Annotated in this window: 31 protein-coding genes and 1 pseudogene; 14 read left to right on the top strand and 18 right to left on the bottom strand. The window is 64.7% G+C overall.

Annotation, left to right across the window (positions count from 1 at the left end; translation table 11 throughout):
• Positions 1–191 precede the first annotated feature (191 nt).
• The 5 genes from SM191_RS13690 to SM191_RS13710 all read right to left on the bottom strand — a co-directional run bounded on the left by SM191_RS13690 (position 192) and on the right by SM191_RS13710 (position 5,243).
• Entirely contained in the window at positions 192–941 is a 750-nt protein-coding gene (locus SM191_RS13690; protein ID WP_306997157.1) for a head GIN domain-containing protein, read from the bottom strand.
• 118 nt (positions 942–1,059) lie between these two features.
• The gene (locus SM191_RS13695; RefSeq protein ID WP_042486954.1) at positions 1,060–1,593 is read right to left on the bottom strand and encodes a CarD family transcriptional regulator; all 534 of its coding nucleotides are present in this window, start codon (positions 1,591–1,593) and stop codon (positions 1,060–1,062) included.
• A 239-nt stretch (positions 1,594–1,832) separates the two neighbouring features.
• Positions 1,833–2,174 carry a ferredoxin FdxA gene (gene fdxA, locus SM191_RS13700; RefSeq protein ID WP_042486955.1) on the bottom strand — a complete coding sequence of 114 codons (342 nt, stop codon included), beginning with the start codon at positions 2,172–2,174 and terminating at the stop codon, positions 1,833–1,835.
• A 29-nt stretch (positions 2,175–2,203) separates the two neighbouring features.
• The gene (locus SM191_RS13705; protein ID WP_341506679.1) at positions 2,204–2,530 is read right to left on the bottom strand and encodes a S4 domain-containing protein; all 327 of its coding nucleotides are present in this window, start codon (positions 2,528–2,530) and stop codon (positions 2,204–2,206) included.
• Between the two features lie 217 nt (positions 2,531–2,747).
• Positions 2,748–5,243 (bottom strand): helicase-related protein, encoded by a 2,496-nt coding sequence (locus tag SM191_RS13710; RefSeq protein ID WP_341506704.1) that lies wholly within the window; start codon positions 5,241–5,243, stop codon positions 2,748–2,750.
• A gap of 218 nt (positions 5,244–5,461) precedes the next feature.
• Here SM191_RS13710 and SM191_RS13715 point away from each other — a divergent pair, with 218 nt between their 5' ends.
• Positions 5,462–6,934, top strand: a complete 1,473-nt coding sequence (locus tag SM191_RS13715; protein ID WP_341506680.1) for a M23 family metallopeptidase — start codon at positions 5,462–5,464, stop codon at positions 6,932–6,934.
• A gap of 112 nt (positions 6,935–7,046) precedes the next feature.
• Here SM191_RS13715 and SM191_RS13720 read toward each other — a convergent pair whose 3' ends face one another.
• The 5 genes and pseudogenes from SM191_RS13720 to SM191_RS13740 form a co-directional block, all read right to left on the bottom strand.
• The gene (locus tag SM191_RS13720) at positions 7,047–8,693 is read right to left on the bottom strand and encodes an ATP-binding protein (protein ID WP_341506681.1); all 1,647 of its coding nucleotides are present in this window, start codon (positions 8,691–8,693) and stop codon (positions 7,047–7,049) included.
• 78 nt (positions 8,694–8,771) lie between these two features.
• Positions 8,772–9,491 (bottom strand): TIGR02186 family protein, encoded by a 720-nt coding sequence (locus tag SM191_RS13725; RefSeq protein WP_307003029.1) that lies wholly within the window; start codon positions 9,489–9,491, stop codon positions 8,772–8,774.
• Between the two features lie 41 nt (positions 9,492–9,532).
• Positions 9,533–10,447 (bottom strand): sulfite exporter TauE/SafE family protein, encoded by a 915-nt coding sequence (locus tag SM191_RS13730; RefSeq protein WP_306997145.1) that lies wholly within the window; start codon positions 10,445–10,447, stop codon positions 9,533–9,535.
• A 111-nt stretch (positions 10,448–10,558) separates the two neighbouring features.
• Entirely contained in the window at positions 10,559–11,533 is a 975-nt protein-coding gene (locus SM191_RS13735; RefSeq protein WP_341506682.1) for a hypothetical protein, read from the bottom strand.
• Positions 11,530–12,276, bottom strand: a pseudogene (locus SM191_RS13740) (glycosyltransferase); the annotation flags it as partial. The gene SM191_RS13735 and the pseudogene SM191_RS13740, both read right to left, overlap by 4 nt.
• 258 nt (positions 12,277–12,534) lie before the next feature.
• On the opposite strand from SM191_RS13740, the gene SM191_RS13745 reads away from it, so the two are divergent.
• From SM191_RS13745 to SM191_RS13755, 3 genes are read left to right on the top strand one after another with little or no spacing between them, the layout of a single operon-like run.
• Complete coding sequence (locus tag SM191_RS13745; protein ID WP_445949859.1) at positions 12,535–12,900, top strand: hypothetical protein; 366 nt, start codon at positions 12,535–12,537, stop codon at positions 12,898–12,900.
• Positions 12,901–12,951: 51 nt separating this feature from the next.
• Positions 12,952–13,296 carry a hypothetical protein gene (locus tag SM191_RS13750; RefSeq protein WP_341506684.1) on the top strand — a complete coding sequence of 115 codons (345 nt, stop codon included), beginning with the start codon at positions 12,952–12,954 and terminating at the stop codon, positions 13,294–13,296.
• A gap of 32 nt (positions 13,297–13,328) precedes the next feature.
• Positions 13,329–13,775, top strand: coding sequence for a hypothetical protein (locus SM191_RS13755; protein ID WP_341506685.1), 447 nt, complete (start codon positions 13,329–13,331; stop codon positions 13,773–13,775).
• A 302-nt stretch (positions 13,776–14,077) separates the two neighbouring features.
• Here the strand turns inward: SM191_RS13755 and SM191_RS13760 are convergent, their stop codons facing one another.
• Positions 14,078–14,236 (bottom strand): hypothetical protein, encoded by a 159-nt coding sequence (locus SM191_RS13760; RefSeq protein WP_341506686.1) that lies wholly within the window; start codon positions 14,234–14,236, stop codon positions 14,078–14,080.
• A 562-nt stretch (positions 14,237–14,798) separates the two neighbouring features.
• Here SM191_RS13760 and SM191_RS13765 point away from each other — a divergent pair.
• Positions 14,799–15,395, top strand: a complete 597-nt coding sequence (locus SM191_RS13765) for a DUF2335 domain-containing protein (protein ID WP_341506687.1) — start codon at positions 14,799–14,801, stop codon at positions 15,393–15,395.
• A 92-nt stretch (positions 15,396–15,487) separates the two neighbouring features.
• A complete protein-coding gene (locus SM191_RS13770) occupies positions 15,488–16,804 on the top strand; it encodes a hypothetical protein (RefSeq protein ID WP_341506688.1) in 1,317 nt (438 codons plus the stop codon).
• A gap of 235 nt (positions 16,805–17,039) precedes the next feature.
• Here SM191_RS13770 and SM191_RS13775 read toward each other — a convergent pair whose 3' ends face one another.
• The 6 genes from SM191_RS13775 to SM191_RS13800 all read right to left on the bottom strand — a co-directional run bounded on the left by SM191_RS13775 (position 17,040) and on the right by SM191_RS13800 (position 20,987).
• Positions 17,040–18,611 carry a recombinase family protein gene (locus SM191_RS13775; protein WP_341506689.1) on the bottom strand — a complete coding sequence of 524 codons (1,572 nt, stop codon included), beginning with the start codon at positions 18,609–18,611 and terminating at the stop codon, positions 17,040–17,042.
• A 105-nt stretch (positions 18,612–18,716) separates the two neighbouring features.
• The gene (locus SM191_RS13780; protein ID WP_341506690.1) at positions 18,717–19,037 is read right to left on the bottom strand and encodes a hypothetical protein; all 321 of its coding nucleotides are present in this window, start codon (positions 19,035–19,037) and stop codon (positions 18,717–18,719) included.
• A 41-nt stretch (positions 19,038–19,078) separates the two neighbouring features.
• On the bottom strand, positions 19,079–19,600 hold the full coding sequence (locus SM191_RS13785; RefSeq protein ID WP_341506691.1) for a hypothetical protein: 522 nt from the start codon (positions 19,598–19,600) through the stop codon (positions 19,079–19,081).
• Positions 19,601–19,640: 40 nt separating this feature from the next.
• On the bottom strand, positions 19,641–19,922 hold the full coding sequence (locus SM191_RS13790) for a hypothetical protein (RefSeq protein ID WP_341506692.1): 282 nt from the start codon (positions 19,920–19,922) through the stop codon (positions 19,641–19,643).
• A gap of 94 nt (positions 19,923–20,016) precedes the next feature.
• Positions 20,017–20,574: a 3'-5' exonuclease gene (locus tag SM191_RS13795; protein ID WP_341506693.1), complete on the bottom strand. Its 558-nt coding sequence runs from the start codon at positions 20,572–20,574 to the stop codon at positions 20,017–20,019.
• Positions 20,571–20,987, bottom strand: a complete 417-nt coding sequence (locus SM191_RS13800) for a hypothetical protein (protein WP_341506694.1) — start codon at positions 20,985–20,987, stop codon at positions 20,571–20,573. The genes SM191_RS13795 and SM191_RS13800 overlap by 4 nt, the downstream gene beginning before the upstream one ends.
• Before the next feature lie 333 nt (positions 20,988–21,320).
• Here SM191_RS13800 and SM191_RS13805 point away from each other — a divergent pair, with 333 nt between their 5' ends.
• Complete coding sequence (locus SM191_RS13805; RefSeq protein WP_341506705.1) at positions 21,321–22,079, top strand: Rha family transcriptional regulator; 759 nt, start codon at positions 21,321–21,323, stop codon at positions 22,077–22,079.
• A 23-nt stretch (positions 22,080–22,102) separates the two neighbouring features.
• On the opposite strand, the gene SM191_RS13810 is transcribed toward SM191_RS13805, so the two are convergent.
• Entirely contained in the window at positions 22,103–22,297 is a 195-nt protein-coding gene (locus SM191_RS13810; RefSeq protein ID WP_341506695.1) for a hypothetical protein, read from the bottom strand.
• A 37-nt stretch (positions 22,298–22,334) separates the two neighbouring features.
• Between SM191_RS13810 and SM191_RS13815 the strand changes: the two genes are divergently transcribed.
• The 7 genes from SM191_RS13815 to SM191_RS13845 all read left to right on the top strand — a co-directional run bounded on the left by SM191_RS13815 (position 22,335) and on the right by SM191_RS13845 (position 25,022).
• The gene (locus SM191_RS13815) at positions 22,335–22,811 is read left to right on the top strand and encodes a phage regulatory CII family protein (RefSeq protein WP_341506696.1); all 477 of its coding nucleotides are present in this window, start codon (positions 22,335–22,337) and stop codon (positions 22,809–22,811) included.
• Positions 22,808–23,083, top strand: coding sequence for a hypothetical protein (locus tag SM191_RS13820; protein ID WP_341506697.1), 276 nt, complete (start codon positions 22,808–22,810; stop codon positions 23,081–23,083). The genes SM191_RS13815 and SM191_RS13820 overlap by 4 nt, the downstream gene beginning before the upstream one ends.
• A 58-nt stretch (positions 23,084–23,141) precedes the next feature.
• A complete protein-coding gene (locus SM191_RS13825) occupies positions 23,142–23,627 on the top strand; it encodes a hypothetical protein (protein WP_341506698.1) in 486 nt (161 codons plus the stop codon).
• A complete protein-coding gene (locus SM191_RS13830; RefSeq protein ID WP_341506699.1) occupies positions 23,624–24,055 on the top strand; it encodes a hypothetical protein in 432 nt (143 codons plus the stop codon). The genes SM191_RS13825 and SM191_RS13830 overlap by 4 nt, the downstream gene beginning before the upstream one ends.
• Positions 24,052–24,231 (top strand): hypothetical protein, encoded by a 180-nt coding sequence (locus tag SM191_RS13835; protein WP_341506700.1) that lies wholly within the window; start codon positions 24,052–24,054, stop codon positions 24,229–24,231. The genes SM191_RS13830 and SM191_RS13835 overlap by 4 nt, the downstream gene beginning before the upstream one ends.
• Before the next feature lie 65 nt (positions 24,232–24,296).
• A complete protein-coding gene (locus SM191_RS13840) occupies positions 24,297–24,473 on the top strand; it encodes a hypothetical protein (protein WP_341506701.1) in 177 nt (58 codons plus the stop codon).
• An 84-nt stretch (positions 24,474–24,557) separates the two neighbouring features.
• The gene (locus SM191_RS13845) at positions 24,558–25,022 is read left to right on the top strand and encodes a bifunctional DNA primase/polymerase (protein ID WP_341506702.1); all 465 of its coding nucleotides are present in this window, start codon (positions 24,558–24,560) and stop codon (positions 25,020–25,022) included.
• Positions 25,023–25,055 lie beyond the last annotated feature (33 nt).

Below are 25,055 nucleotides of genomic sequence, written 5' to 3' on the forward strand. Positions count from 1 at the left end.
GCGGGCGTGGAATCGAGCGGTGGGATGTTGGTCATGCGGCCGCCGTTGCCGCCCCTCCACCACCGCTTCGCGGCGGTCCCCCTCCCCATCGGGGATGGGGAGGATTGGTATCCTTATTCCTCCCCAAGCTATGGCTTGGGGAGGGGGACCACCGCGTCAGCGGTGGTGGAGGGGCAGGCACCCTCCCCGGATCACTGCCGCCCGCACCGGGCGCTCCCCGAGCCCATCTTCCTGACGGTGCAGCTCGATTGGGGGCCCAGATCGGCGCTGCCCGAGCCCATCAGGTTGACCTTGGCCGCGCCGTTCACCCGCGCGACGACGTCGCCCGATCCGGCGATCGAGACATTGGCCTGCCTCGCCTGCAATCCGGCCCCGCGCACATCGCCCGATCCGGCGACCGAGACCTTCAGCATGTCGGCCACGCCGCTGGGCGTGATCGTCCCCGATCCGGCGACCGCCAGATCGGCGGTGCCGACCCGCATCGCGCCGATCACCAGATCGCCCGATCCCGCAATCCCGGCATGGAAGCTGGGCCCCTCGACCCGGTCGACCGTCATCCGGCCCGATCCGGCCACCCCGACATCGGTCAGGCGCGGCAGCGTGACGAGGATGCGCGCACCCTTGCCGCCGCCCCAGTGCACGCCCTTTTTCCGCCCGACGCGCAGCGTGTCGCCGTCGCGCTCGATACGGAGCTGGTCCAGGACGTCGGACGGTCCTTCGGCACGGACCGAGAAGCCGCCGCCCACCCGGACCTCCACCGGATCGCTGCCGCGCAGGTCGATGCCGGTAAAATCGCGCACGGCATAGCTGCGGGCGGTGCCCGATCCTTGCGCGGGCACCTCCTGCCCCTCATCGTCGGACCAGCCATAGCTGCACGCCGCCGTCGGGATCGCCAGCGCCAGCAGCGCGATCAGGGGCAGTCGAAATGCGGGTCCGGCCATGCGATCCTCCTATCGTGTATTGCGCAAACAATACACGTGGGGCGCTGACGGATGCAAATGAAAAGGGGCGGCCCCGGATGGAGCCGCCCCTTTTCGGTTCGGTCGAAACCGGCAGCCGTCAGGCCGCGGGCTTTTCCTTGTTGTAGATGGCGGCGGCGGCGCGCAGGATTTCCAGGATCTTTTCCTGGGCGCGAGGCTCGTCCACCTCTTCCATCGCGGCGAGTTCGCGGGCGAGGCGGCTGGTCGCCGCTTCGAAGATCTGCCGCTCGGAATAGCTCTGCTCGGGCTGGTCGTCGGCGCGGAACAGGTCGCGGACCACTTCGGCGATCGACACCAGGTCGCCCGAATTGATCTTGGCTTCATATTCCTGCGCACGGCGCGACCACATGGTGCGCTTGACCTTGGGCTTGCCCTTCAGCGTTTCCATCGCCTCGCGCATGGTCTTGTCCGAGGACAGCTTGCGCATGCCGACCGACTCGGCCTTGTTGGTGGGAACGCGCAGCGTCATGCGCTCCTTTTCGAAGCGCAGCACGTAGAGTTCGAGCTGCATCCCTGCGATTTCCTGCTTTTGCAGCTCGATAACGCGGCCCACGCCATGCTTGGGATACACGACATAGTCACCGACGTCGAAGTGGAGCGCCTTGGCAGCCATTGGGGGCCTTTCCGGGTCAAAGGCCTTCGCACGAGCGCCGGACGAGCGGAAATGGGTCCACTGTTCTCATCGGCCTCGGGAAGGAAGGGTCGAACATAGCAAGGCGGGCCTTCGCGAAAAAGCTAGGCCCGTCGCGGAACCATATAGCATGGTCGCAACAAAATTACCAGCATGTCCCGCACCACACGCCACCGCGCGTCACAGGCGACCTGTGCCGTAGCGTCAGCAGCGCCCTGGGCTCAGTCGCCCTTGCCGGGCTCCGGGCTGAAGAACTGGTCGTACTTGTTCTCCACGCCCTTCATCGCGTCGGCATCGGGCGGGGTCTGGTCCAGCTTGCGCGTGACGTTGGGCCACTGGGCGGAGAAGGTGTTGTTCAACTCCAGCCACTGTTCCAGACCGCTTTCGGTATCGGGCAGGATCGCCTCGGCCGGGCATTCCGGCTCGCACACGCCGCAGTCGATGCACTCGGACGGGTTGATGACGAGCATATTCTCGCCTTCGTAGAAGCAGTCGACGGGACACACCTCGACACAGTCCATATACTTGCAGCGAATGCAGGCATCGGTGACGACGTAGGTCATGACAACTCCCAAGGTACGAACGCGTGCTGCTATGCCGCGTGTGACGATCCGTCAACGCCCGAAACCGGGGAAGTGACCAGATCGCAGTAACAGGCGCGCCCCTCGGCGGGCGGACCGCGCCGCACGGGAAGCTGTTCCACGCGCAATACCCGCACATCGCCATGATGCGCGAAGGTCAGGATGCTGCCCACCCGGACCGGCGCATGCGCCCGGTCGATCTTGCGCCCGTCCATGCGGAAATGCCCGTCGCACGCCATCGCCTGTGCCGTCTCCCGCGACCTGGCGATCCGCGCCCACCAGAGGAAACGGTCGAGCCGCATCGACTCGGTGGCTGCGGCGGGGGCGCGGGTGGTCATGGGGTGGGGCGATCCTTTCTACGAGGAAGGGAGGGCGTGCGTAATCTCATTCCTCCCCAAGCTCTGCTTGGGGAGGGGGACCATCCGCAGGATGGTGGAGGGGCAGGGGTCCGACACCCAAATTCCCGGCTTGGCACGAACCGCAGGGTATCGCCCCTCCACCACCGGGCTGCCGCCCGGTGGTCCCCCTCCCCATCGGAGATGGGGAGGACCGAGGTCACGGCGTCCGCCCCCAGTCGGCGAGCGCGGCGAAGGCGTTGCCGGGGCGCGCTTCGGCACGCGGGGCGGGGCGTGCGGGGGGACGACCGCGCCAGACCCAGCGGGGGGGCTCACCCTCCGTCGTGCCGCGAACCTTGCGGAATCCCAGATCGCCCATCAGCCGGTCGAGCGTCGCCGCCTCCAGCCCGATCGAGGTGGCGAGTGCGGCGTCGGGGGCGAAGGGCCCACGCCCTTGGCGCGCATCATGGGTGGCGCGCGCGATTCGTTCGACCAGGTCGATCCGCACCGCCTGCTCGCCCAAGGGCCGGAAGCCCGAGGCGACGCTCCGCCCCGGCTCGTCCCGGCGGAGCGTGGTCGCGCCGATCCGTCCGAGTTCGGGGCTTTGCCCCCACAGCGCCATCAGCGTGCGCCGCCACGCGGCGGCACCGGGCTTGAGCAGCCGCGCGTCGAATACATCCAGCGTGCCGATGGTAATGCCCAGCCCGCGCAATCGCCGCCGTTCCTCCGGCGACAGCGCATCGATCATCAGCCGCAACGGCTGGCGTGGCACGATCCCGCCCGCATCCTCCAGCGCGGCGGCCACCGCGCGGATCGCGGGCGAAGCCTTGGCCTCTCGCGTCAGCGCCGACAGCCGGACGAGCGCGGGCACCTGGCGGTCGAGCGTGCGTGCGACCCAATCCTCCAGCCGGCCCTTCACCCGTTCGCGCATCGACGGGGGCAGGCAATCGAGATCGCGCTCCAGCCGCACCACCGGCCGTCCGAGCGAAGGCCCCGCCACCAGCCGGGCGACGGCATGCCCGTCCCATACCAGTCGGTCTTCGACCAGCGAAAAGGCGTCGGGCGTTGCGGCGATCAACGCCTCGGCCCGGCGGCCGCGCTCGGTTCCCAACCGCTTCTCGGCGGCGGCGAGCAGCAGCCTTTTGTCGTTCGCCCGCGCCCCCGCCTCGACGGTGAAACGAAATCCCTCCAGCCGCCCGATGGGATGATCCTCGACCAGCACCTCGCCTTCCGGTCCGATGGTGACGGGCAATGCCCCAGCATCCGCGCCGATGCGGCGGATCAGCGCGGTCGTGCGCTTGTCGACGAAACGCTGGGTCAGGCTGGCGTGCAGGCCGTCGGACAGCCGCTCCTCGATTTCTCGCGTCCGCTCGGCCCAATGCTTCGGGTCGGCCAGCCAGTCGGCGCGCTGCGCGATATAGGCCCAGCTTCGGATCGCGGAGAGGCGGCCCGCCAGCGTCTCGACATCGCCCGCCATGCTGTCCAGCCGCGCGATCTCGTCGGCGAACCATTGGTGGGGCACATGGCCCAGCCCTTCGGACAGATGGCCGAAGACGCGCGAGACGAAGCGGGCATGGGGATCGATGCCCACTTTCCGAAAATCGGGAATGCCGCACGCCGCCCAGAGCCGCGCAACCATGGCGGGCCGCCGGACCCGGTCACGGACCCACGGCTCGTCGGCGAGGCGCTTCAACACCTGCAAATCGGTGGCGATCGGCGCGGCGCGGAGCACGCCGGGTTCGGGTTTGCGCTCCAGGCTCTCGATCAGCGCATCGATGCTCGACAGGTCGGGATCGCCCTCGCGCCAATAGAGATGGTCGAGCCGGGGAAAGCGATGCTCCTCGATCGCCAGCATCTCTTCGGGCAGGAAGGCATCGGGCCCTTCCTCGGCCAGTGCACCGAACGTCCCGTCGCGGTGGTGCCGCCCGGCGCGGCCCGCGATCTGCGCCATCTCGGCGACGGTCAGGCGACGGCGGCGGCGGCCGTCGAACTTGTGCAGCCCGGCAAAGGCGACATGCGCGACATCCATGTTCAGGCCCATGCCGATCGCATCGGTGGCGACGAGATAATCGACCTCGCCCGCCTGAAACATCTCCACCTGGGCATTGCGGGTGCGCGGGGACAGCGCCCCCATCACCACCGCCGCGCCACCGCGCAGCCGCCGCAGCATCTCGGCCACCGCGTACACCTCCTCCGCCGAGAAGGCGACGATGGCCGAGCGTTTGGGCAACCGGCTGATCTTCTTCGCGCCCGCATAGGACAGGGTCGAGAAACGCGGTCGCGCGACGATCTCCGCATCGGGCACCAGCGCGCGGATCATCGGTTTCAGGGCTTCGGAGCCCAGGATCATCGTCTCGTCCCGGCCGCGCGCGTGCAGCAACCGATCGGTAAAGACATGACCGCGCTCCGGGTCGGCCCCCAGTTGCGCCTCGTCCAGCGCGACGAAGGCCACGTCGCGGTCGGGCATGGACTCGGCGGTGCACAGGAACCAGCGCGCGTCGGGGGGCACGATCTTTTCCTCGCCGGTCACCAGCGCGACCTTTTCCGGCCCTTTCAGCGCGACGACCCGGTCATAGACCTCGCGCGCGAGCAGGCGGAGGGGAAAGCCGATGATGCCGCTGCTATACGCGCACATCCGCTCGATCGCGAGGTGCGTCTTGCCGGTGTTGGTCGGCCCGAGAACGGCCGTCACGGCGCCCGATACGCGGCTGGTCATATCCTCTACATCGGGCTTCCCGCGCGCGGTTGCAACGGCATGAAGCAAGTTGATCGCCACCTAGCGACCTTCGGCCCGGTCCGGCCACGTCTTACCGCAGCATCGGGGCAGGGGATCGCGGGGCGTTTGACTTTGGTCCGGCGCGCTTACACCCCGCCAAATGTGCGCCGGGGGGATCGGCGACATGGATCGACGATAGACGGACGCACTTCTCAGTCATGTTTCTGGCCGGCGACGACGCATTTCTGGTATCCGGCGGCACCGCCGCGCGGACGATCGGCGGGGGATTTCCCCTGGTACCGGTCGGGCGACTGGCCCGCTGGCGACGGGCGATGCGCGAGATCGACTGGGTGCCCGATCTGGGCGCGCAGATCGGCAGCCGCGACTGGTGGCGGGGGCTGGCGACCTGTTCGGCGCTGTGCGCGGCGACGATCGCGATGGCGCCGGGCTTTCACCATTCCATTCCGGCGCGCGTTCCCGCTCCGCTGACCGGCGATGCCTGGAAGAACGCCCGCGCACAGGCCATCGCCCCGCTGGCCTTGGGCGCGGATAGCGGCCGTCGCCTGGCGGCGGGCGAGCTGGTCGAGCATCTGGCCGAAGCGCCCGAGCGTCCCAGTGTTGACCTGTCCGCCACCATCGGGTCGGGCGATCCACTGGCCCGCGTGCTGCAACGCGCCGGGGTCGCCCGTAACCAGGCGCGTGCCGCCGCCGATCTGGTCGACCAGGCGACCGGGGGCGAGGCGATCGCCTCCGGCACCCGCGTCGCGCTGACCCTGGGGCGGCGGCCCAGCCGGATGGTTGCGCGCCCGCTGGAGGCGATGAAGCTGCGCGCGCGCTTCGACCTGGCCGTCACGCTGACCCGCACGGCGCAGGGGCTGTCGATGACGAAGCAGCCCATCGCGATCGACCGTACGCCGCTGCGCCTCCAGGGGCTGGTCGGCGCCAGCCTCTATCGCTCCGCTCGCGCCGCCGGGGCTCCGGCCAAGGTGGTGGAGGCCTATATCAAGGCGCTGTCGTCGCATGTGTCGGTCGGGCGCGACGTGCGGCGCTCGGACAGTTTCGACCTGATCATCGAGCGGGAGCGGGCCGCCACCGGCGAGACGCGGCTGGGCAAGCTGCTCTTCGCCGGGCTCGATCATGGCGGGCGCAAGGTACAGCTGGCGCGGCTGGCGGATGACGATGACGGCCAATGGTATGACGTCAACGGCCAGAGCGAACGGCGCGGCAGCATGGACATGCCGGTCGCGGGGCGGGTGACGTCGTCCTATGGCAAGCGGATGCACCCGATCCTGGGCTTCATGCGGATGCACAAGGGCACCGATATCGGCGCGCCCTATGGTTCGCCCATCCATGCGATCATGGACGGCGTCGTCCAGTTCGCGGGCCGGTCGGGCGGTTATGGCAATTTCGTCAAGCTGTCGCATGGCGGCGGCGTCGCCAGCGGTTACGGCCATATGAGCCGCTTTGCCGTCCGCTCGGGCGCGCGGGTCCGGCAGGGGCAGGTGATCGGCTATGTCGGATCGACCGGCATGTCGACCGGCCCGCATCTCCATTGGGAAGTGTGGAGGAACGGCGTCGCCGTCGATCCGCGCAGCCTGAAGCTGACGAGCGTCGCGGTGCTGTCGGGCGCGAAGCTGCGTGCCTTCCGTCACGAGGTGCAGAGCCTGTTGTCGGTCCGGCCGGGGCGGTAGATCGCGCGGAACCTCTGTTCGCGCTGAGCGACGTCGAAGCGCCCGCCCGACGGTCGACCCTTGGCCTTCGACTTCGCTCAGGCTGAACGGAGGTGGGGTTTCCCCTTCGCTGTCACTTGCCCGCCGTCCGCCAGCGCGCGACGGTGTCCGCCACCGCCGCCTCGCCGCGCGCGGGGATCGCCCAGGTCGCGGAAATCCGCATGTCGTTGGAGGCGGGCCGCTTGCCCTCCTCCAGCGTGTCGAAGCTGGCGCGCATCGGGAACGTCACGCCTTCGCCGGACAGGATGGCCTCGCGATTGCGCAGCGCCGAGATGGTGTCGAGCAGGCCGCGGCCCCCTTCCGGCATGGCCGCGCGGACCATCGCCTGGTCGCGTTCGTTGTTCAGCCGCATCGCGATGATCGTGCCGCATTGCGACAGGACGCTTTCGGACAGATCGGAGGGCCGCTGCGTCACCAGGCCCAGCGAGACGCCGTATTTGCGCCCCTCCTTGGCGATGCGCGACAGGACGCGCCCGACCGCCGATTCCTGTTCGGCGCGGGCGGGGATGTAGCGATGCGCCTCTTCGCAGACCATCAGGACCGGGCGACGCTCCTCCGGCGGTGACCAGATCGCATGGTCGAAGATCATCCGCGCCAGCACCGCGACCACGACGCTGGTCACGTCCGACGGCACGCCCGACACGTCGATGATCGATATCGGGCGTCCGCCGCTCGGCATGCGCAGGATGCGGCTGAGGAAACTCGCCATGGTGTCGGCGACCAGCATGCCCGAGAAGAGGAAGGCATAGCGGGGATCGCCCTTCAACTCATCGATCTTGGTCTTCAGTCGCAGATAGGGCGCGCTGTCGCCCGCGCGTTCCAGCTTGCTCATCTCCTGCGCCAACAGGCTGGTCAGGTCGGACAACAGATAGGGGATCGGCGTGTCGACGGTGACGCGTGGCAGCTCCTGCGCCGCCCGGTTGCGCATCCGCGCGGCGAGCAGGCAGCGGGCCAGGATGTCGGCATCGCCCTGCCGGTCGGCGGGACCCGCCGTCAGCAGGATTTCGCAATGCTCCTCGAAATTCATCAGCCAATAGGGCATCCGCAGATTGCCGACATCGTGAACCGCGCCGCTGTCCGGAAAGGCGCTGCCATATTCGCCGTGCGGATCGATCATCACGATATGCCCCTGCGGCGCCAGGTCGCAGATGCGGTGCAGGATCATCGCGGTCGCGGTCGACTTGCCGGTGCCGGTCGAGCCGAGCAGCGCGAAGTGACGGCCCAGCAGCGCGTCGATCGCCAGCGTCGCGGCCACGCTGCGCGCCGGATGGACGGTGCCGATCCGCACGGTCGTGATATCGGTATTGGCGTGGATTCCGGCCAGTTCCGCATTGCTGATCGCATGGATCGTCGCGCCGGGCAGGGGATAGGAGGTCACGCCGCGCCGAAAGCCCAGCATCTCGCCGGTTTCGGCGTGGCGCATGGCCTCGCCCATCAGGTCGATCTCGGTCGCGATGGCGGCGGCGTCGCTGGACGGGTCGAGTGACAGCGCGCGTATCGATCCGATGATCCAGCGATCGTCGCGGCGGATCTTCACCGGCATCGCCACCTGCCCCGCCGCCGCCAGCACCGGGTCGGCATGCCCCGCCAGCGCCTCGACCGCCTCCCGGTCGAGGACGATGCGGCCACTCGATCCGGCGATACCCAGCAGCCAGCCTATGACGGGGGCCTCGGGCACGGGCGACGCGGGATATTCGAGCGCGGGGGAAGGGGAGAACATGGAGACGAAACCGTCCGATCCTGGGAGAAGGACTGGTCTGGTACCGCGCGAAGCTTAAAATGCCGTATCTACAAAGTCCTAGACGCGTCGCGCGATCCAGCCGGCGGCCCAGCCCAGCAGGATCGACAGGGCGACCGCCGTCAGGCCATAGGGGATGGCGGCGCGGTCGGCGGCGCGCGCGACGAATCGCTCGAACCCCGATTTGCGGATGTCGATATCGCGCACGGCGGCGGCCAGGACGCGACCGTCGCGGATCAGGAAGGTTTCGGCGGTGAAGCGGCCCACCGGCACGCGCGCGGGGATGGTGACGCGCGCGCGGTAGAGCACGTCGTCGGTGATCTCGACGGCGCGCGGCGCCTCGACATACAGGCCGCTGCGGCGGCGCTGATCGACCAGCCCCTCCTGGAACCGCGCCTGGACATCGGCGGGGGCGTTGGAGGCAGGGGAAAGCTGAAGGCTGTCGAGCCCCAGTTCGTAGATGGCGCGCGTCCGGTCGTCGACGATCCGCTCGATCGGGCGCGACGAGGCGATGGCGTAGAAGGACGGCGCGGACTGATACCGCAGCCGCCCGGCATTGACCCACAGCCCCGCGATCTTCTCCTTCTCGCGGATCAGGATCGACTGGGTCGGGCCCTTGACCACCACGACGATATCGGTCGGCTTGTCGTCCTGGGGCGGGCGCCCGCCGGGATAGAGGATCGCGCCGAACAGCAGCAGTTCGGCCCCGGTGAAGCTGTAGGCGATCTGGATATCGCGCTGCGACACGTCGGGGACCAGCACCGGCTTGGCCTGGGCCATCAGCAGGGGCGACAGCAACGCCAGCGCGGCGGCGGCCTTCCTCACAGCGGCTGGACCGTGAAGATCTCCTCGGGCCGCCATACCAGGCCGAGCAGGATGCGAAGCCCCACCAGCAGGACGATGACGGCCAGCGCGAGGCGGAGATATTCGGGCTTCACATTGGTCGCCAGCTTCGCGCCGACCTGCGCTCCCGTCACCGATCCGACGAGCAGCAGCCCGGCCAGCACGATGTCCACCGCCTTGGTCGTGGTGGCATGGACCATGGTCGCCGCCGCCGTCACGAACAGGGTCTGGAACAGCGAAGTGCCGAGCACGACATTGGTCGCCATGCCCAGCAGATAGATCATCGCGGGGACCAGGATGAACCCGCCGCCCACGCCCAGCAATATGGTCAGGATGCCGACGAAGAAGCCCAGCATCAGCGGCGCCAGCGGCGAGATGTACAGGCCCGAGGCGTAGAATCGGGTGCGGAAGGGCAGCGCCGCGACGATCGGGTGATGCCGTCGCCGTGCCGCGCGCTGCGGCACGCCGCGCCGCTGTGCCAGGATCGCGCCCGCCGCCTCGCGCGCCATGACCGATCCGATCCAGCCGAGCATCAGGACATAGACGATGGCGATGACCGTATCGATCTGTCCGCTCGCCTGGAGCAGGCGAAAGATCCAGGCCCCCGCGAAGGATCCGACCACGCCGCCGGCGACCAGCACGCCGCCCATCTTCACATCCACCCCGCCGCGCCGCCAATGCGCGGAGACGCCGGACACGCTGGCCCCGGTCACCTGGCTGGCGGCGGAGGCGGCGGCGACGGTGGGCGGGATGCCATAGACGATCAGCAGCGGCGTGGTCAGAAAGCCGCCCCCGACCCCGAACATGCCCGACAACAGACCCACGCCCGCCCCCAGCGCGATGATCACGAGCGCGTTGACCGACAGATTGGCAATCGGAAGATACAGGTCCACGCCCGCGTTATAGCCGCAAGGGTCTTTCCGAACAGTGTCGATCGTTTGGAGACGGGGAAATTGGCGAAAGAGCCAATTTCCGGCGGCACCGGCCCGTTTTCAAACCGACTCTCAGAAATCGCTTGCCAGTGTCAGGGCCGGACCGGAGCCGGGGGCGGCGCGACCGGCGACGCGTTGTCGCCAGTCGAGGGACAGGCGAATCCTTCGATCGGCGACGGGCAGGGCGAGCACCAGGCTCGGTCCGATATCCAGCCGCTGCGCATCACGCTGCGCCCCGCCCCATGCGCCCAGTGCCAGATCCATGTCGGGCGACACCGCCATACCGATCCGCGCCGCGCCGTCCGCAAAGGGTTCGACTCGGGTGCGGCCCACCACCCCGGCCTGCGCATAAGTGGTCAGGGTGAGGCCGGGCGCGATGGCTTTGGGGCCGATTCCCGTCACGATCAGTGCGGCGGGCGCGTCCCGCCCCGAATCGAGGGCGAAGCGCTGTTCGACCAGCAATCGGACCGGCAGGCGGCGAACGGGTCGCCAATCGACCCCCACCGCCATTTCGCGCCCGATCCCCTGCCACGGGGCGGAAAGCCGCAGGCTGGCGGACAGGTCTCCGCGTAAATCGAGCCGCCGCAACAGGCGGATGCCTGCCTGCGTGCCGCCCAATTGCCCGCCGGGCAGCAGGGTCCGCCCGCCGTCGCGGACGATCCCCCAGACACTCGCGCTCCATCGCCGAGTGGGGGTGGGTGTTTCGGGCAGGGCCGGGATCGAGAACGGGATGCGGACCGGCGTTTCAAGGCGGACGTCCTCATGGACAGCGACCGAGACAGTATTCGGAGGCGGAGGCGCGCTCGCCCGTCGAGCAATCTTCAGGGCGGGCGAAGGCGTTCGGACATAGGCGATCCGGATCGGCTGGGATGCCGGGCCGGGTGCGGCGAGATTGGTGGCCAGGATCGGGGCGGTTTTCGTCGTGGCGGGCCGCTCGGGCGCGATCGCCATCTCCACGGCGGGTTCGGAGGGCAGCAGGACCGCGATCCGCCCGAGCGTCCACAACCCGACGATGCCGCCCAGGAATCGCAGGGGCCGTCCGCTCATGGCTGCGGCGACAGGTCCGGAAAGCGGTGGCTCGTCTTGTCCCACGCCGCGACCCCGCCGCGCAGCACATGGACATAGCGGATCAACGCGCGGGGGATCGCGGCCAGCGCGACGAAGTTGCCGATGACGAACCGCGGCAACGACCACAGCGCCTCGCGCCAGCCATAGGCGCGCCCGGTGAACATCATCCGCACCGCCAGCCGCCAGCTCAACAACAATGCGTTGATCCCGAACAGGAATTTCAGTCCGGCATGGACCGGCGGCAAGGGGGTGTCGGCGATCATGTGCAGCAGCACCGACAGGGCATCGGCGACCATGCCCAGATAGGCCGCCGCCAGCACCAGCATCGCCACCGGCCCGCGCCGGTCGCGCAGCCGCCACCAATGATCCCCCATCGCCAGCGTGCGGCCCCAGCCGGTGCGGTCCCATCCGATCAGCGCGATGCCGGTCATCCAGCGCGCCTTTTGCCGTATGGCGGCGATCAGCGTGGCGGGGAAGAAAGCACGCACCGCCACCACCCCGTGCCGCGTCCCGTCGGCCACCCGCGCGAACAGTCCCTCGCCGCCCAATTCGGCGATGCGCAGGCCCAGTTCGTAATCTTCGGTCAGGCTGGTCGCATCGAACGGATCGCCGCCGCGCAGGGCGGCGATCCTGCCCAGGATCGAGGGCGAAATGGCGCATCCCGTCCCCGCCAGCGGCATCCCCGCGCCGATCCAGGTGCGGACGACCAGTTGCTTGATATGGCTCTCGGCGAACTATCCGTTATCGCAATAAAGGAAACCGTTAAAAAGCAGGTGCTTAACAGTACTCGCTTTGGCATTTCGGTGCGGACCCGGTTGATGATTGAACGGAATCTTGACGGGGCCGTATGGCTCTTGGGTTAACTATGTTTGTTCTGACCCATTCCGACGCTAAAAACATCCGATATGGGGGACAATAGATTCGATCTACTGACCGATGGGCAGAAAGAGTGCTTGCGCCTCTTTCATGCTCGTTGGGAGGTGAAGGACATCGCGCGGCATATCGGGCGAAGCCCGGTTACCGTTCACCAGCGTCTGGCCACGGCCCGCCAGCACCTTGGCGTTAGCCGTAGCGTGGAAGCGGCGCGTCTGCTCTTCGAACATGAGGGCAGCGTGTATGATCCGGCTATATATAAGCCGACGATAGTGGTCGAACCACAGCCGGACGACGCATCGATCTTGGGCCGAACGGTGGGCTTTCCCTTGCCGTTCCCCACCCAAGGGAGACCGCGCAATGACCTGACCTTTGCAGGTAAGCTCGCATATTCGCTCGCGCTGTCAGCCATCATAGCCCTGGTATTCGGCGGCTCGATCGCTGCGCTGAGCGGCCTTTCCGAATTATTCTGACCAGCTTCGACGGCTGGTCGATTCGACGCGCTGTTGCGCCCCGGAGTTATCATGCCGAACATCGTTCAAGAAGCTGCCCGCAGCATCATCACCGATCTCGATCCGTTCGAAACCGCCGTGGATATCGCCATCGCTCGTGGTGGCCGTTTCCTCGCCACGCTTGCCGAAAGCACGTTGGAAGCCCGTGTCGGGCCGCTGATGACCCATTCGGCGATCATGAGCACCCTTGCGACCGTGACGGCGCTGGGCGAGGTCCGCAACAACGTGATCAACACGCGTCGGGAACTGGCCGTCACTCGGGTCAAGGCCGGTCTTCGGGAAACAAGCTTCGGCAGTCTGCCCGGTTGCCCGCCCGCTGAAGCCAAGGCGGACGGCAAGATCACCGTCGCGGCGTAGACCATGCCGGGGAAGGGGCATATTCCTGGAACATGCTCGACACCCTGCTAGGGCTCGTCCCGATTATCTTCCTGCTGCTGCTGATCGCCGCATCGATATACATCCTCGCCTATGGTGAGACGGATGAACGCCTGTGCATCGTCGCGGCGGTGATCAGCAGCATCGCGACATGGCTGGCCGCAAACGACGGTCCGGCTTGGTATCGTGAGGAAATCGGAATCTTCGTTGTTGATGTAGCGACGCTCATTGCGTTCATCGCCATCATGGCAAGGAGCACGAGGTTTTGGCCTCTATGGATCACTGCCCTTCAGACGATTGCGGTCATGACCCACGTTGCACGATTTCTCAAACCCCAGACGGTGCCCATGGCTTACGCGTTCGCGGAACAGCTTTGGGCCTATGTCGTGATCTTGATCCTGATCGTCTGCGTGCGGCAACAGCAATTGCGCAACGCATCGACGAGCTCAACCAACTCGTAAGGGATTACGTCGAAGTCCCCGCATGGTCCGCCAAGCGGATTCGAACGGTCGAAGCCCTGATTGCGGCAAGGGCAAAGCGACGCAAATATCTTCGGCCTGACCTGTTCGTAGAGCCGGATTGGGACATGCTACTTGACCTGTATGTCGCCCGGCTCAGGGGGCACCGGGTTTCGGTATCTTCGCTTTGCATAGCGGCGAACATCCCGCCTACGACGGCGCTTCGTCACATCGCTGATATGGTCGCGAACGGCGAGATCAAACGCACGCCTGATCCGACCGATCAGCGTCGGGCCTTTCTCGATTTATCCGACGATACCTTTGCTCGGATCACTGGATGGATCGATCACTGCCTCTGACACATCGACCCCGGCAATAAAGCGCTCTAATTGAGCGCGATAGCCGGGGTCGATCATTTCCAGAAGATCGATTTCAAGCTCCCAGATCGTCTGTTCAATAGACATCGGCGTTCCCTTCCTGTCGGAGTATCGTTCAACAGGCGTGTCTTCTCGCTTTCCAAAGTTCGTTCCAGTTAGCAACAATGTGAGCCGAATGGCCTAAAATTTGGCTGATAGGGGCGACCGCATTAGCGTAGCACGAGGGATCAGCGATCGTTCGGTTCAAGCCGCTATGGACCAACGCCGAAAGAACGGTTTCTATTGGAAAATTAGGCGTTATCGCCATATTAATCCGTATCAGGCAGTTTGTGACCATGCTGACTTAATCAGAAATTTGAGAGAATTTTTCGATTATCGCAGTGGGAGGGTGCCGAGCCGTGTGTTGACACGTTGGTTTATACCAACCAAATCAGCAATGCGCTGGTCAGATGGCGCATTGAGAAGACGAGGACACGTACCATGCCCAGTTCGGCTTTCTGGCCGGCGTTTCAAGCAGGGCTTGCTGCTCCGCTGTCGCTATATGCCCCGCAACCTAGGTATGACGCCTTGATTGTTACTCCTGGCCCGGCGGAAAGTTTGGCGGCAACGGGGGGGTATATGAACGCTGCTGCCAAGAAGGTTCGTAAAAATGTCAGAGCTCGGAAACTCGCGCGCTAACGAGGCATTGGAAAGCACGTCGGAATCAGAGGCTGCGCCTGCCGTTTTTGATGAGGCAGCGGAGGACGCATCGAATCCTACGGTCATTGCTCAGCCGGTCATTCTTCAACCTCAAGGCATTCCCATAGGCATGCAAGTCGTGCCGGGAATGCAGGTTGCCCACGTACAACAGGTACAAATGTGGCAGGGACCTTACCCGCCACCAGACGCAATCGAACGTTATGAGGCGACTCTTCCGGGCGCATTCGATCGTATCCTACGTATGGCCGAGCGGCAGCAAGAAGCTACCATTGAGGCTTCGCAAAACGCTCGTGACTTACTTCAAGCTGATACGCGCAGAGGGCATTGGCTGGGTACCATCGTTACGATGGCATCGATTGGCGGGGCGATTGGCTGTGCCGCTCTTGGACATGTATCGGTTGCATTGGCACTTGTTGGCGTCCCCGTACTCTCAGTCGCCAAATCTTTGATTGATAGTGCGAGGGCTAAGCCCGTGGTTACCCCCGCGCCGTCAGCGCCAACTCCCGCGGCGCAGGCAGAAGAAACTGAAAAAAAGCCAGAGGAATAAGTCTCCTGAATTTTGGCTTGTTGCGAGACCATTAAGGCTATTGCGTCGTTGCCTCTCTCCACGCATTGTGTGGAAAATAGGGGAGAATTGATGTGACCGCCGAGGTGGCCATTATCAACAAGACGGCGATAGCATTGGCGGCCGATAGTGCTATTACTCTGTCGCTAGGAAGCGATCAACAGAAGGTGTTCGATTCCGAGGATAAGCTATTCGAGCTTACACGGAATGATCCGATCGCTGTTATGATCAATAGCAATATGCACTTTATGGAAGCCCCGCTTCCGGTGCTTATCAAGCGTTACCGTTCAAAAGCACCGCGCTTTGACAACGTGGCTGAAGCAGCAACGCATTTTCTCAGCTACTTGCAGCAATTTGGAGCTGCGTCGCCGCGAGAGACGGTGGTGCGATCACTTTATGCATTATTAGAACCGGCATTTACGCTGGTCAAAACGCGCACAAATGATAAATTCTATAGTCGTGTAAGCGAAGCGCCCCCTGAGGGCACCGCTGATCTAGCAACATATTTTAGGCAGGTGCGATTATCTGTGCTTTCTGAGCAAATCGCTACCGTCACTCGCGCATTAGAATCTTTGGAAGAAACTGAAGTAATTGGCGATGCTTTAGGTGATGAGAAAGATGTGGACGAGGTTGTAAGTCGCCTTGTCTTGGAGCATTTGCCGGACGCCGAGGGTGACCAGCTTAGAGAAGCTAGGGAGTTGGCTTCAGTAATACTGTCCAGACGGGTGCGATGGACTCCGCATACTGGAGTTATCATTGCGGGTTATGGTAGAAATGAGATATTTCCTACCTTAATTTCATATGAAATGTATGGAATGATTGATGGTCAGCTTCGGGTATATAAATCGAATGACGTTGATGTTCGTCGTGGCGGAATAAAAGCTAAAGTTATTCCGTTTGCGCAAAAAGAAATGGTTGAACGCTTTTTGTACGGCCTTGACGACGAAATAGAACGTAAGATTGAGGATTTTTGCAAGCGGTCTATTCCTTCTATTCGAGAGGAAACCCTTAACTATCTAGTGATGGAGGATGCCGATCGCGATCAGACGGCTGCTGACATGATTGACATGGAGCAAGCCTTTCTTGATGCCCTAAGGGAACAGACGTTCGATGTCATCCGTAAGCAATCGGAGGAGGAGATCGAGGGTATGGTCGAATTTATGCCGAAGCCGGAAATGGCGCGGATGGCCGAGGCGCTTGTTAACCTAACCTCAATAAAGCGCCGCGTAACCAGAGGGATGGAAACGGTCGGCGGTCCAATCGATTGTGCCGTGATAAGCCAAGCCGATGGGTTTGTGTGGGTTAAGCGGAAACACTATTTTCCGCAGGAGTTGAATCGCAGGTATTTCGACCGTATGCGCGATCAAATTTCGCAAGCAGAGGAGGCGTAAACATGGATATGAGCTGCAGTCTCGACGTCCTCGTTCGCCAGGACGTCCGTCCGACGATAGCGCGATCGGCGCCCGACCCGATGGGCGAGGTGGTCAGGCAAACCCGAGAAAAGATGGCGAATGCCGTCACGGGCCGTCATGTCGCGGCAAAACGGAAGATCGCCTAGTTCATTTGGAAGCGGCCTTCGGGCCGCTTTTTTTTGTTTGCAAATGGGTGTCGATAGGCGAACTATTTTCAGCGTGCGTCTCTTAATGGGACGCCGCTTGCTAGTTTCACCATCTCATCCGCTTTTCGCCTGACTTCGACCGCCACGCCGCGCTTGGCGTCGGACGGGGTGACGATAATTTCCGATATCAGCGCCCGAATCCGGGGCATGGCTTCCAGCTTCGTTACTTTATCCGCCAGCAGCATCTCCAATTCCTCCACCTCACGGCGATAGCGATCGGCAAGGCCGGGGTGCAGCTGGAGAACCGGGATCGCGTCGATTGAGGCGAGTTCCTGTGCCAGTCGGTCGCGTGTTTCGCGCGCGGTGGCCATGGCGTTGCGTAGCTCGCTGAATGCCCCGCCGCCATCGGCGATGGCCGCGACTAGATTGGCCAGCTTGCGGTCGGCGTCCGCCAGCTGGCGGGTTAGTTGGGCGCGCGCCTTACCCGTGTCGGCTGTGAGGCGCGCATGTTCCCGGTGATACTCTTGGACATAGGCCTTGACCGCTTCCGGTGCGAGCATCTGGCCTTTCAGCCCCTCCAGCACCTGGCGCTCATATTGATCGGTCGCGACAAGGCGGCGATTGGTGCAGGCCTTTCCGCGTGCCGCGTGGCTGCACCCCCAATAGTTGCTGCGCGTGAGAATCCAATTGCCTTCGCCGCACACACCGCATTTGCCCAAGCCGGACAGGACGTGCTTCGGACGCCGTTGCCGCTCTGGCCGGGGGGATCGACGCTTGGCCAGTTCTTCCTGCACAGCGTCCCATAGCTCGGGCGAGATAATGCGCAAATGCGGGGCTTCCCCGCGCAGCAATTCGTCGCGGCCGGGCTTCATCCGCTTCACCCGTGTCTTGCGATCCAGAACCTGCCGGGTCCGCCCATAGACGATGACGCCCGCATAGATCGGGTTCACCAATATGCCGAAACCGTTCGAGCCCGTGATGGTCGCGGGATGCCACACCCCCCGCCGTGGCGGCGGGACGCCTTCGGCGTTGAGACGGGCGCTGATCGTCATGGGGCTGTCTCCGCGTACATACTCGCGATAGATGCGCTCCACGATGTGAGCCTTATCGGGATCGATTTCACGAAGGCCGCGAATGGGTTCGCCGTTGTCATCCAGCTTGATCACGCGGCGATAGCCATAGGCCACGCCCCCCACTGCTCTGCCCGCTCTAATGCTTCCCTGCTGGCCGCGCTTGACGCGCGATGCCAAATCCTTGCGGAAACGCGCGTCAAACAGCCCTTTGATAGTGCCGTTGATATCGTCGACCACGCCGTCATGGAGCGTGAACAGGCGGACGCCCGCTTCCTCCAACTGCTCGCGAAGGGCGAACGAGTCGCCCTGATGGCGGGAAAGCCGGTCCGTGCTTTCCGCCAGTACCTGCTCGATCCCGCCGCGCGCGATCCGCGCCAGCATCGCTTCCATGCCCGGTCGCTTGCCCGTGTCGATCCCGGCCGCGCCGCTGGTCGCCCGATCGGAGAAAGTCTCCACGACTGTCCAGCCTTCACGCGCGGCACGCTGATAGCAGAGCGCAACTTGATCCTCGATCGAACGATCGTTCTGGAGCGTGCTAGAGTATCGGGCGTAGATCAGCGTTCGCATGGGGCCGGTTCTTCTTCGCGGCGGCCATGTCTCGCGCCACGGCGGCGCGGGCCAAAGCCTTGGCCAATTCTATGATGTTCGGATCGATCGGTGCCGATTCGCACATCATATCGGTTCGAACCCATGTTTGATACGCAGGGCGGCAAAGCGCACCGCATCCATGCGGCCCGCCTCGCGATCCTCATCCCGGTAGCGCTGCATCAAGCCGTTTCGGATTTGAGCGGCGCGCTTGCCGGTGGCCTTGTCGCCCCGCGTTCCCTCCCGCGTCTGGCGGGCGGCCATGGCGTAGAGGGTCAGCACCCGGCCGCGCACGGTCGCCCGGTTGCTCCAAGCGGTGCGATGCTCGACCGAGCAAAACAGCTGGCGTTGATCCAGAGGCGTGAAGATGCCCCTGCACTCGGGACACTCGCGGGGCGGATAGGCCACCCGCGCCCGCGTCGTTTTCGGGCGGGCTTGTAACGAGTCCATCATGCGGCCTCCCGATTGGGTCGGGGGGCGTTACGGACATAGTCCGCCGCGACGACGATATGCGGCGGGCCGCCATCGGTGATGGGCTCGAAATGCCATGCCAGAGCAATGGCGCAACCGGCCATGGTCTGGTCGGTCAGCGCCGTCGCCGCCTGCGCCACCGTGCGAAGGTCGGTCAGCATTTCCAGCCATGTCGCGCCATAGACCTGGGGCCAGTCGATGGGGGCCGCCAGTTCCTTCCGGCGTTCCACGTCGCGCCAGAGCGCGGCGACGGCCGCCATGATCCGTTCGCGCTGGCGCGCGGTGGCGACGGTCATGCGGCGCTTGGCGATCGAGGCCGGGTCTTTCTTGCGGCGGGCGTCCAACAGCTGGTCGGCCGCCTGCGCCAGCTGCGCCCACTGATCGCGCAGGCGCGGCGCATACCACGTCCGGCGCGGGGTTCGCTGGCGCATCACGACTTGCCAATGCTTGGGCTGGTCGGGGTACGGTTCGGCGTCGGACAAGAAGGTGTAGCCGATCATGTCCACCCCTCGCGGGGTAACAGGGCGGGGGAGGGCGCGCTCATGCGTTGCCGCCTGCCAAGATGGCATAGACGATGCCGCCGACCACATAGATGACCAGCGCCGCCATGACTGCCAGAAAGGCGGTGCCGGGGCTGTCGTTGTGGTCGGGGTCATTGGGGGGCAGCTGCGGTTCGCCGCGATCGGCGGGGCCGCCCGCATGATGATCGCGGATGAGTGCGGGCAGCGCATGGGGCGCGGCGCGCCAGCGCTGGGTGAGGTTGCTTAGCTGGTGAGGCGCTGCGGGCGCGTCATCCGAATTTTTGCTGAAAGAGGTTGCCATTGCGGACTTCCATCCGGGCGGAATGCCCGTGGCGTTTGTTTAGCATATCTAAACACGCCCGCAATAATTTTGTTTAGAAAAACGAAACTCCGTCTTACGTCTCGGTCGTTCGGGCACCAAGGGCGCGATAATAGACATGGGCACAGCGCTTGGCGTCGCCCAAGGCCCGATGTTCAGTGGACGGTGGAAGCCCTAGAAAGTTCGCTAGATTGCTCAGCTTGTAGCTGGCCAGTCCTGGCCACGCGAGGCGCGAAAGTTTCAGGGCGCAGGCGTGGCCTGAGCGTTCAGAGCGCGGATATGTCTTATGACACGCAGCATCGAGGAAAGAGATATCAAAGGCCGCGTTAAAGGCCACAATAGGATGCGGGTGCACCGCCTCTCTAAGCCGGTGCGCTGCATCATCCAGTTCGATCCCATCCCGCTCGACCATCGCATTCGTGATGCCAGTTAGTGCGGTGATCTTCGGGGGGATGCCATTTGGTGGACGAACCAAATGGCTAATAGCATGGTGGCGCTTCTGGCCGGGCACGATCAGCAATACGGCCAATTCGATGATGTCATGGTAATTTGCAGATAGGCCTGTCGTTTCAACATCGACAAACGCCAGAGTGTCCGTAACTCCAAAGTGCGTCTTCTCGATTCCCCACGTCATCCGTGAGTGCCATCTCGCTTTTCAAATTCTTCCGTGGGATCGTCAAAGCGCTTTGTCTGGGTAACGACTTTCATTGCCTCTGAGCGCAAGGCGCGTAACGCCATGGCGTCATCCGGGTGCATCAGCAATTCGTAAGGGCGCAGGCTTAGGTATGCGGCTATCTCGTTTACCTCCTCCCGCGTGTATGGCTGCTTGCCAGCGGCCATCAGGCTGACCTTGGACTTATTCCACTCAAGATCGCTGACCACATCGCGCTGCTTCTTGCCGAAGTAGGCAAGCCATTCACGGAAATACCAGTCGTATTCGGGGACGGCCATCCGACATTTATACGCCAGATAGCGAGCCGGGTCGTTTCGCGTAGCTAAACAAAAGGCATTGCGGCTTTTGTTTAGAATGGCTAAACCATTGTCCATGACCACGCTATCCGATTATCTTGCCAGTGATACGGCGATGACGCTTACGGCGCTGAGTGCGGCGGCAGGAGTATCCAAAGCTCGGCTCAGTCAGTTGCGGGATTCCACTGATTGGCCTGCTGACCTGGCGCTTACCGTCGAGCGGGAGACGCTCGGTGCGCTGAGCGCGTCGGATTTGTCGCCCACGGTTGCTAGGGCGCGTCAGTCCGGGCCGGGATGGTGTGGTTTCCATAACGGAACCGATACGACTGAGGCGTTGCCTCCGTCACCCGATATGTCGGGCCAGATTATCGGGCAGGTGTCCGCATGATCGCGGCAATGAGCGTCGAAGCCATGGTGTCCGTGGTCGATGGCGAGGCGGTAGCAGACAGCCGTGACGTGGCGGGGGCCTTCGGTCGGCGTCACGCGGACGTGCTGAAAAGCATTGTCGATCTCGTTTCATCCCGTCCTGACCTTAAGCGAACTTTTTCGTTGAAGGTCGCCAAGGTCGATATCGGCTCCGGTGCCCAGCGGGACAGCCACTATTACACGATGAACCGCAAGGGCTTCGTCGTGCTGGTGGGCGGGTTCAAGGGCGAACGGGCGCTGGATTTCCGCATCGCCTTTTACGACGCTTTCGAGCGGATGGAGCAACTGCTCCGCCGGATGACGGATGAGGCGGCGGAACTGGCCGCGCCCGCCCGGCCCGCGATCCTTGATGACCCGGACCGGCTGCGCAACGCGATCGCGTTCGTGCGGGCGGCGCATGTGGCGCGGCGCTGTGCGACGGCGCGGCGGGCGTGGATGATCGCGGGCCTTCCCGATGTGTTCGGGGGCGACGCGATCGAGCGGTTTGCCGCCAGCGCCAGCACGGTCGCGCCGATCGTGGTTCAGTGGGCCGACGAGCGATTGGAACGCGACCCAGCGTCATCGCCGGTCGCGACGGTCACGCTGTATACCGATTTCGCCGGTTGGGCGGCAGAATGCGGCCATGCCGCCATTCCGTCGCTGACCGCCTTCGGGCGGCAGCTATCCGCCCTGGGGATCGAAAGTTTCCGTTCGGACGGGATCAAGCGCCGGGGCGTGCGGCTGGTTTCGGAGGTGGCGGCATGAGCGCGTCGCTATGCCTGCGCCCGTCAATGCGGGTTCGCCTTCGCTGCAACGGCGCTCCTGAATTGGTCGGCGAGCGTTTGCAGGGCTTCGGGGCGAATGAACGCTATGACATCCAGCCCGCTCTCCGGGTCCGTCATGCGCAAATAGGTCACGGTAAGGCCTTCCCCGACAGCGTCGCCAAGCTCGATATCCTTCGGCCAGATTTCGACGGTCTGCATATCCTGTCCCTTTGGTTGCGGATGAACGGGGCCGACCATGACGCCTGATCGCCTTGCCCTCAAGCGGGCCACGGACGATCTGCTGTCGGGTGTGGGCGGGCAGGTGAAGGCCGCCGGGTTCACGCGCGTCGGTCAATCCACGCTCAGCACCTATGCGTCCCGGCATAACCGTGACGCCTTCATGCCGATCGATATCGTCGCCGATCTGGAGCCGCTGGCGATGGATCGCGAGGGCTGGCCACATGTCACCCAAGCCCTGTGCGCGGTGATGGGCGGCGTGTTCGTCGCGCTGCCTGAAGTCCCCGCCAGTGACGGCGATCTGCTGACCATGCTGGGCCGCCTGTCGAAAGAGGCGGGCGACGTGACGCAGGAAATGTGTGCGGCGCTGTCGGACGGTCGGATCGATCGCGTCGAACAGGCCAAGATACGGCGGGAGGTCCGCCACCTTCTGGAAATCGCGGTCGCGCTGGACGCGATCGTCGCCAACATCCCCACCGAGGAAACCCGGAAATGAAACTGAATCTGCCTGCCCGTGTCCCCAATGAGGGGGCGCGTCGCCTCGCCTTTTACCTGAACGACAAGCCGGGGGCGCTGGGGCGGTTCGTCCGCAAGGCGGCCACGTCCGAAATGATGGTCCAACGCCTGATCAATGGCGACGTGATCCCCGACGCGGACATGGCCAAGGCCATCTACCTCGCCACCGACTGCGCGGTGTGGTCGCGTCACTGGACGTTCCGGCCGGAGGGCGGTTGGTTCGACCGTCCCGTCCTCCGCGCCGCGGCCTAGTCCGGGAGGGGCGGGGATCGTCATGGGGGGGCTTGCTGCCCACACTGAGGCTGTCACGATGGCAGCGAGCGAGGCCGCGCTGCGGGCGTGGGTTTTCGCGGCCAAGCCGGGCGCGCGGATGACGTTCGCGACAGGACGCGAGCCCCCGCGCGACCAGCCGGTTTGGTCGGCCGCACGAGCGCTGGTCGATATGGGGCTGATCAGCACGTTCAGTCCGCGCCGCCCCGATGGGCTGGGCTTCGACTATGTGGCGCATCGCCTGCCCAGCCCGATCGCCGTCCATGCGGACCATGCCAGTCGCGAAGCGCGGGTGTTCGCCGAAATCGAGCGCTGCATTGCGGTCGGGGAGCCGATGCCCACCGACAAGCAACTGGCGCGGCGGTGCGGGCTCAGGCACGCCGATGAGGCCAGCTATGCCCTTCGCAAGCTGAAGGCCCGGACGGCGGGGGACCGCCGCATTTCCGTCATCAATTGGGGGCCGCTGGAGCATCGACAGGTCACGATCCTGTCGACCGGCCTTACGACTATCAGGAGGCCGTTTTGACGGTGGAGACTGCGGCCGTTGAGAAATGGCCTGGCTGGGCGGGATGGACCCCCGGCGGCATTCGTATTCGCGGGCCTGTTCGTGGCGGCACGGATGAGTTCGCCACGGCCGGATGGATCAAGGGTGCGTTCGGGGTCGATCTTCGGCCGCGTGTCGCCCTTTGGGGTAAGCCCTTGCCGGATGATGCCTGCGGCTGGGCGTGGGTGGTCACGCACCTGCCCACCGGCTGGGCGATGTGCGGCGTGGATGCCCCCATGTCCATGGTGCAAATGCTGGTCGACGCCATGGCGCGGCTGACCGACTGGAGCGCCATCACTGCCGAGACGGCGGTGTTCATGGACAAGCGTATCCACGCATTCTTCAGCGAGCATCCGGGCGTGTATTTCCCGCCGTCCGATACGCTGGGCCCATGGGACTGCGACATATGAGCGCGCCTGTCGCTCAGGCGCTGCGGCGCGCGTTCGCCAATTACCGGGCGCATATGGAAGTCGCGCGCGATCCCGACGAACGCGAAGCCGATCGCCGTCGCGCGCGGGATCGGGCGGCGAAGGCGCGGGCTCGGTTGGAGCGCCAGATTGAGCGTGTCGAGGCGGTGGGCCTGTGATCGTGCCAATGTCCTACCTCTGTCCCGTTCGGGGTTGTGGCCAGTCCCGGCGCAAGTGGCAGGCGGTGTGTGACAGCTGCTGGCCGTTGCTGCCCGTCGACCTGCGCGCCGCGATCCGCAAGGCGCGGGATGCCCGCGCCAAGCATCGCGAGGCGGTGGCCTCGATCGCGGCGACCCAATGGCTGAATGACCATTCGCCATGGGCGCTTGCGGCGCAACGGGTGGGCGATGACCCGCCCTGATCGGGCAGGCCGAGCCGCCACCATTTCCGACGATCGGGCGCGGCCCGGTTCGTCCTGTAATCTGATTGTTCCGGGGGATAGCCTGTGACTTCGCAAACCCCGCTTAGCCCGATGGGGCAGGCGGCGCTCGCTTATGTGCGTCGTGGATGGGCCGTGTTCCCATGCCGTGAATGCGACGAAACCGTCCCGTTGGCCAAGGGTGGCGAGCGGACGTTCAAGGCCAAGGCTCCGTACACCGGAAGCGGCCTGAAGGATGCCACGCGCGACGAACGCCGCGTCACCAGCTGGTGGCGGCAACACCCCAACGCGCTGATCGGCGTGCCGCTGGGCGATAATGGGCTGTTCGTCCTGGACTTTGATCCTCGCATCGACGCGGAAAGCGGGGAGGTGTTCATCCGTATCCGCTACCGGGCGGGACTGAATGCCCGGATGCGGTTCATTGTCGATGGCCGCGTGCTGCAAATCGTCGCCGGTCCGGCTGAGATCGGGCGGCGTTATCTGGTCGAGTTCATGGCCGAGGAAAGTACCCCGGCGGGGAACCCCGCCTAAGTGGCCAAGGTCACGGGGCGCGATGCGGTCAAG

It is taken from the genome of Sphingomonas sp. 2378 (genome assembly GCF_038084995.1).
Taxonomy (GTDB): Bacteria; Pseudomonadota; Alphaproteobacteria; order Sphingomonadales; family Sphingomonadaceae; genus Sphingomonas.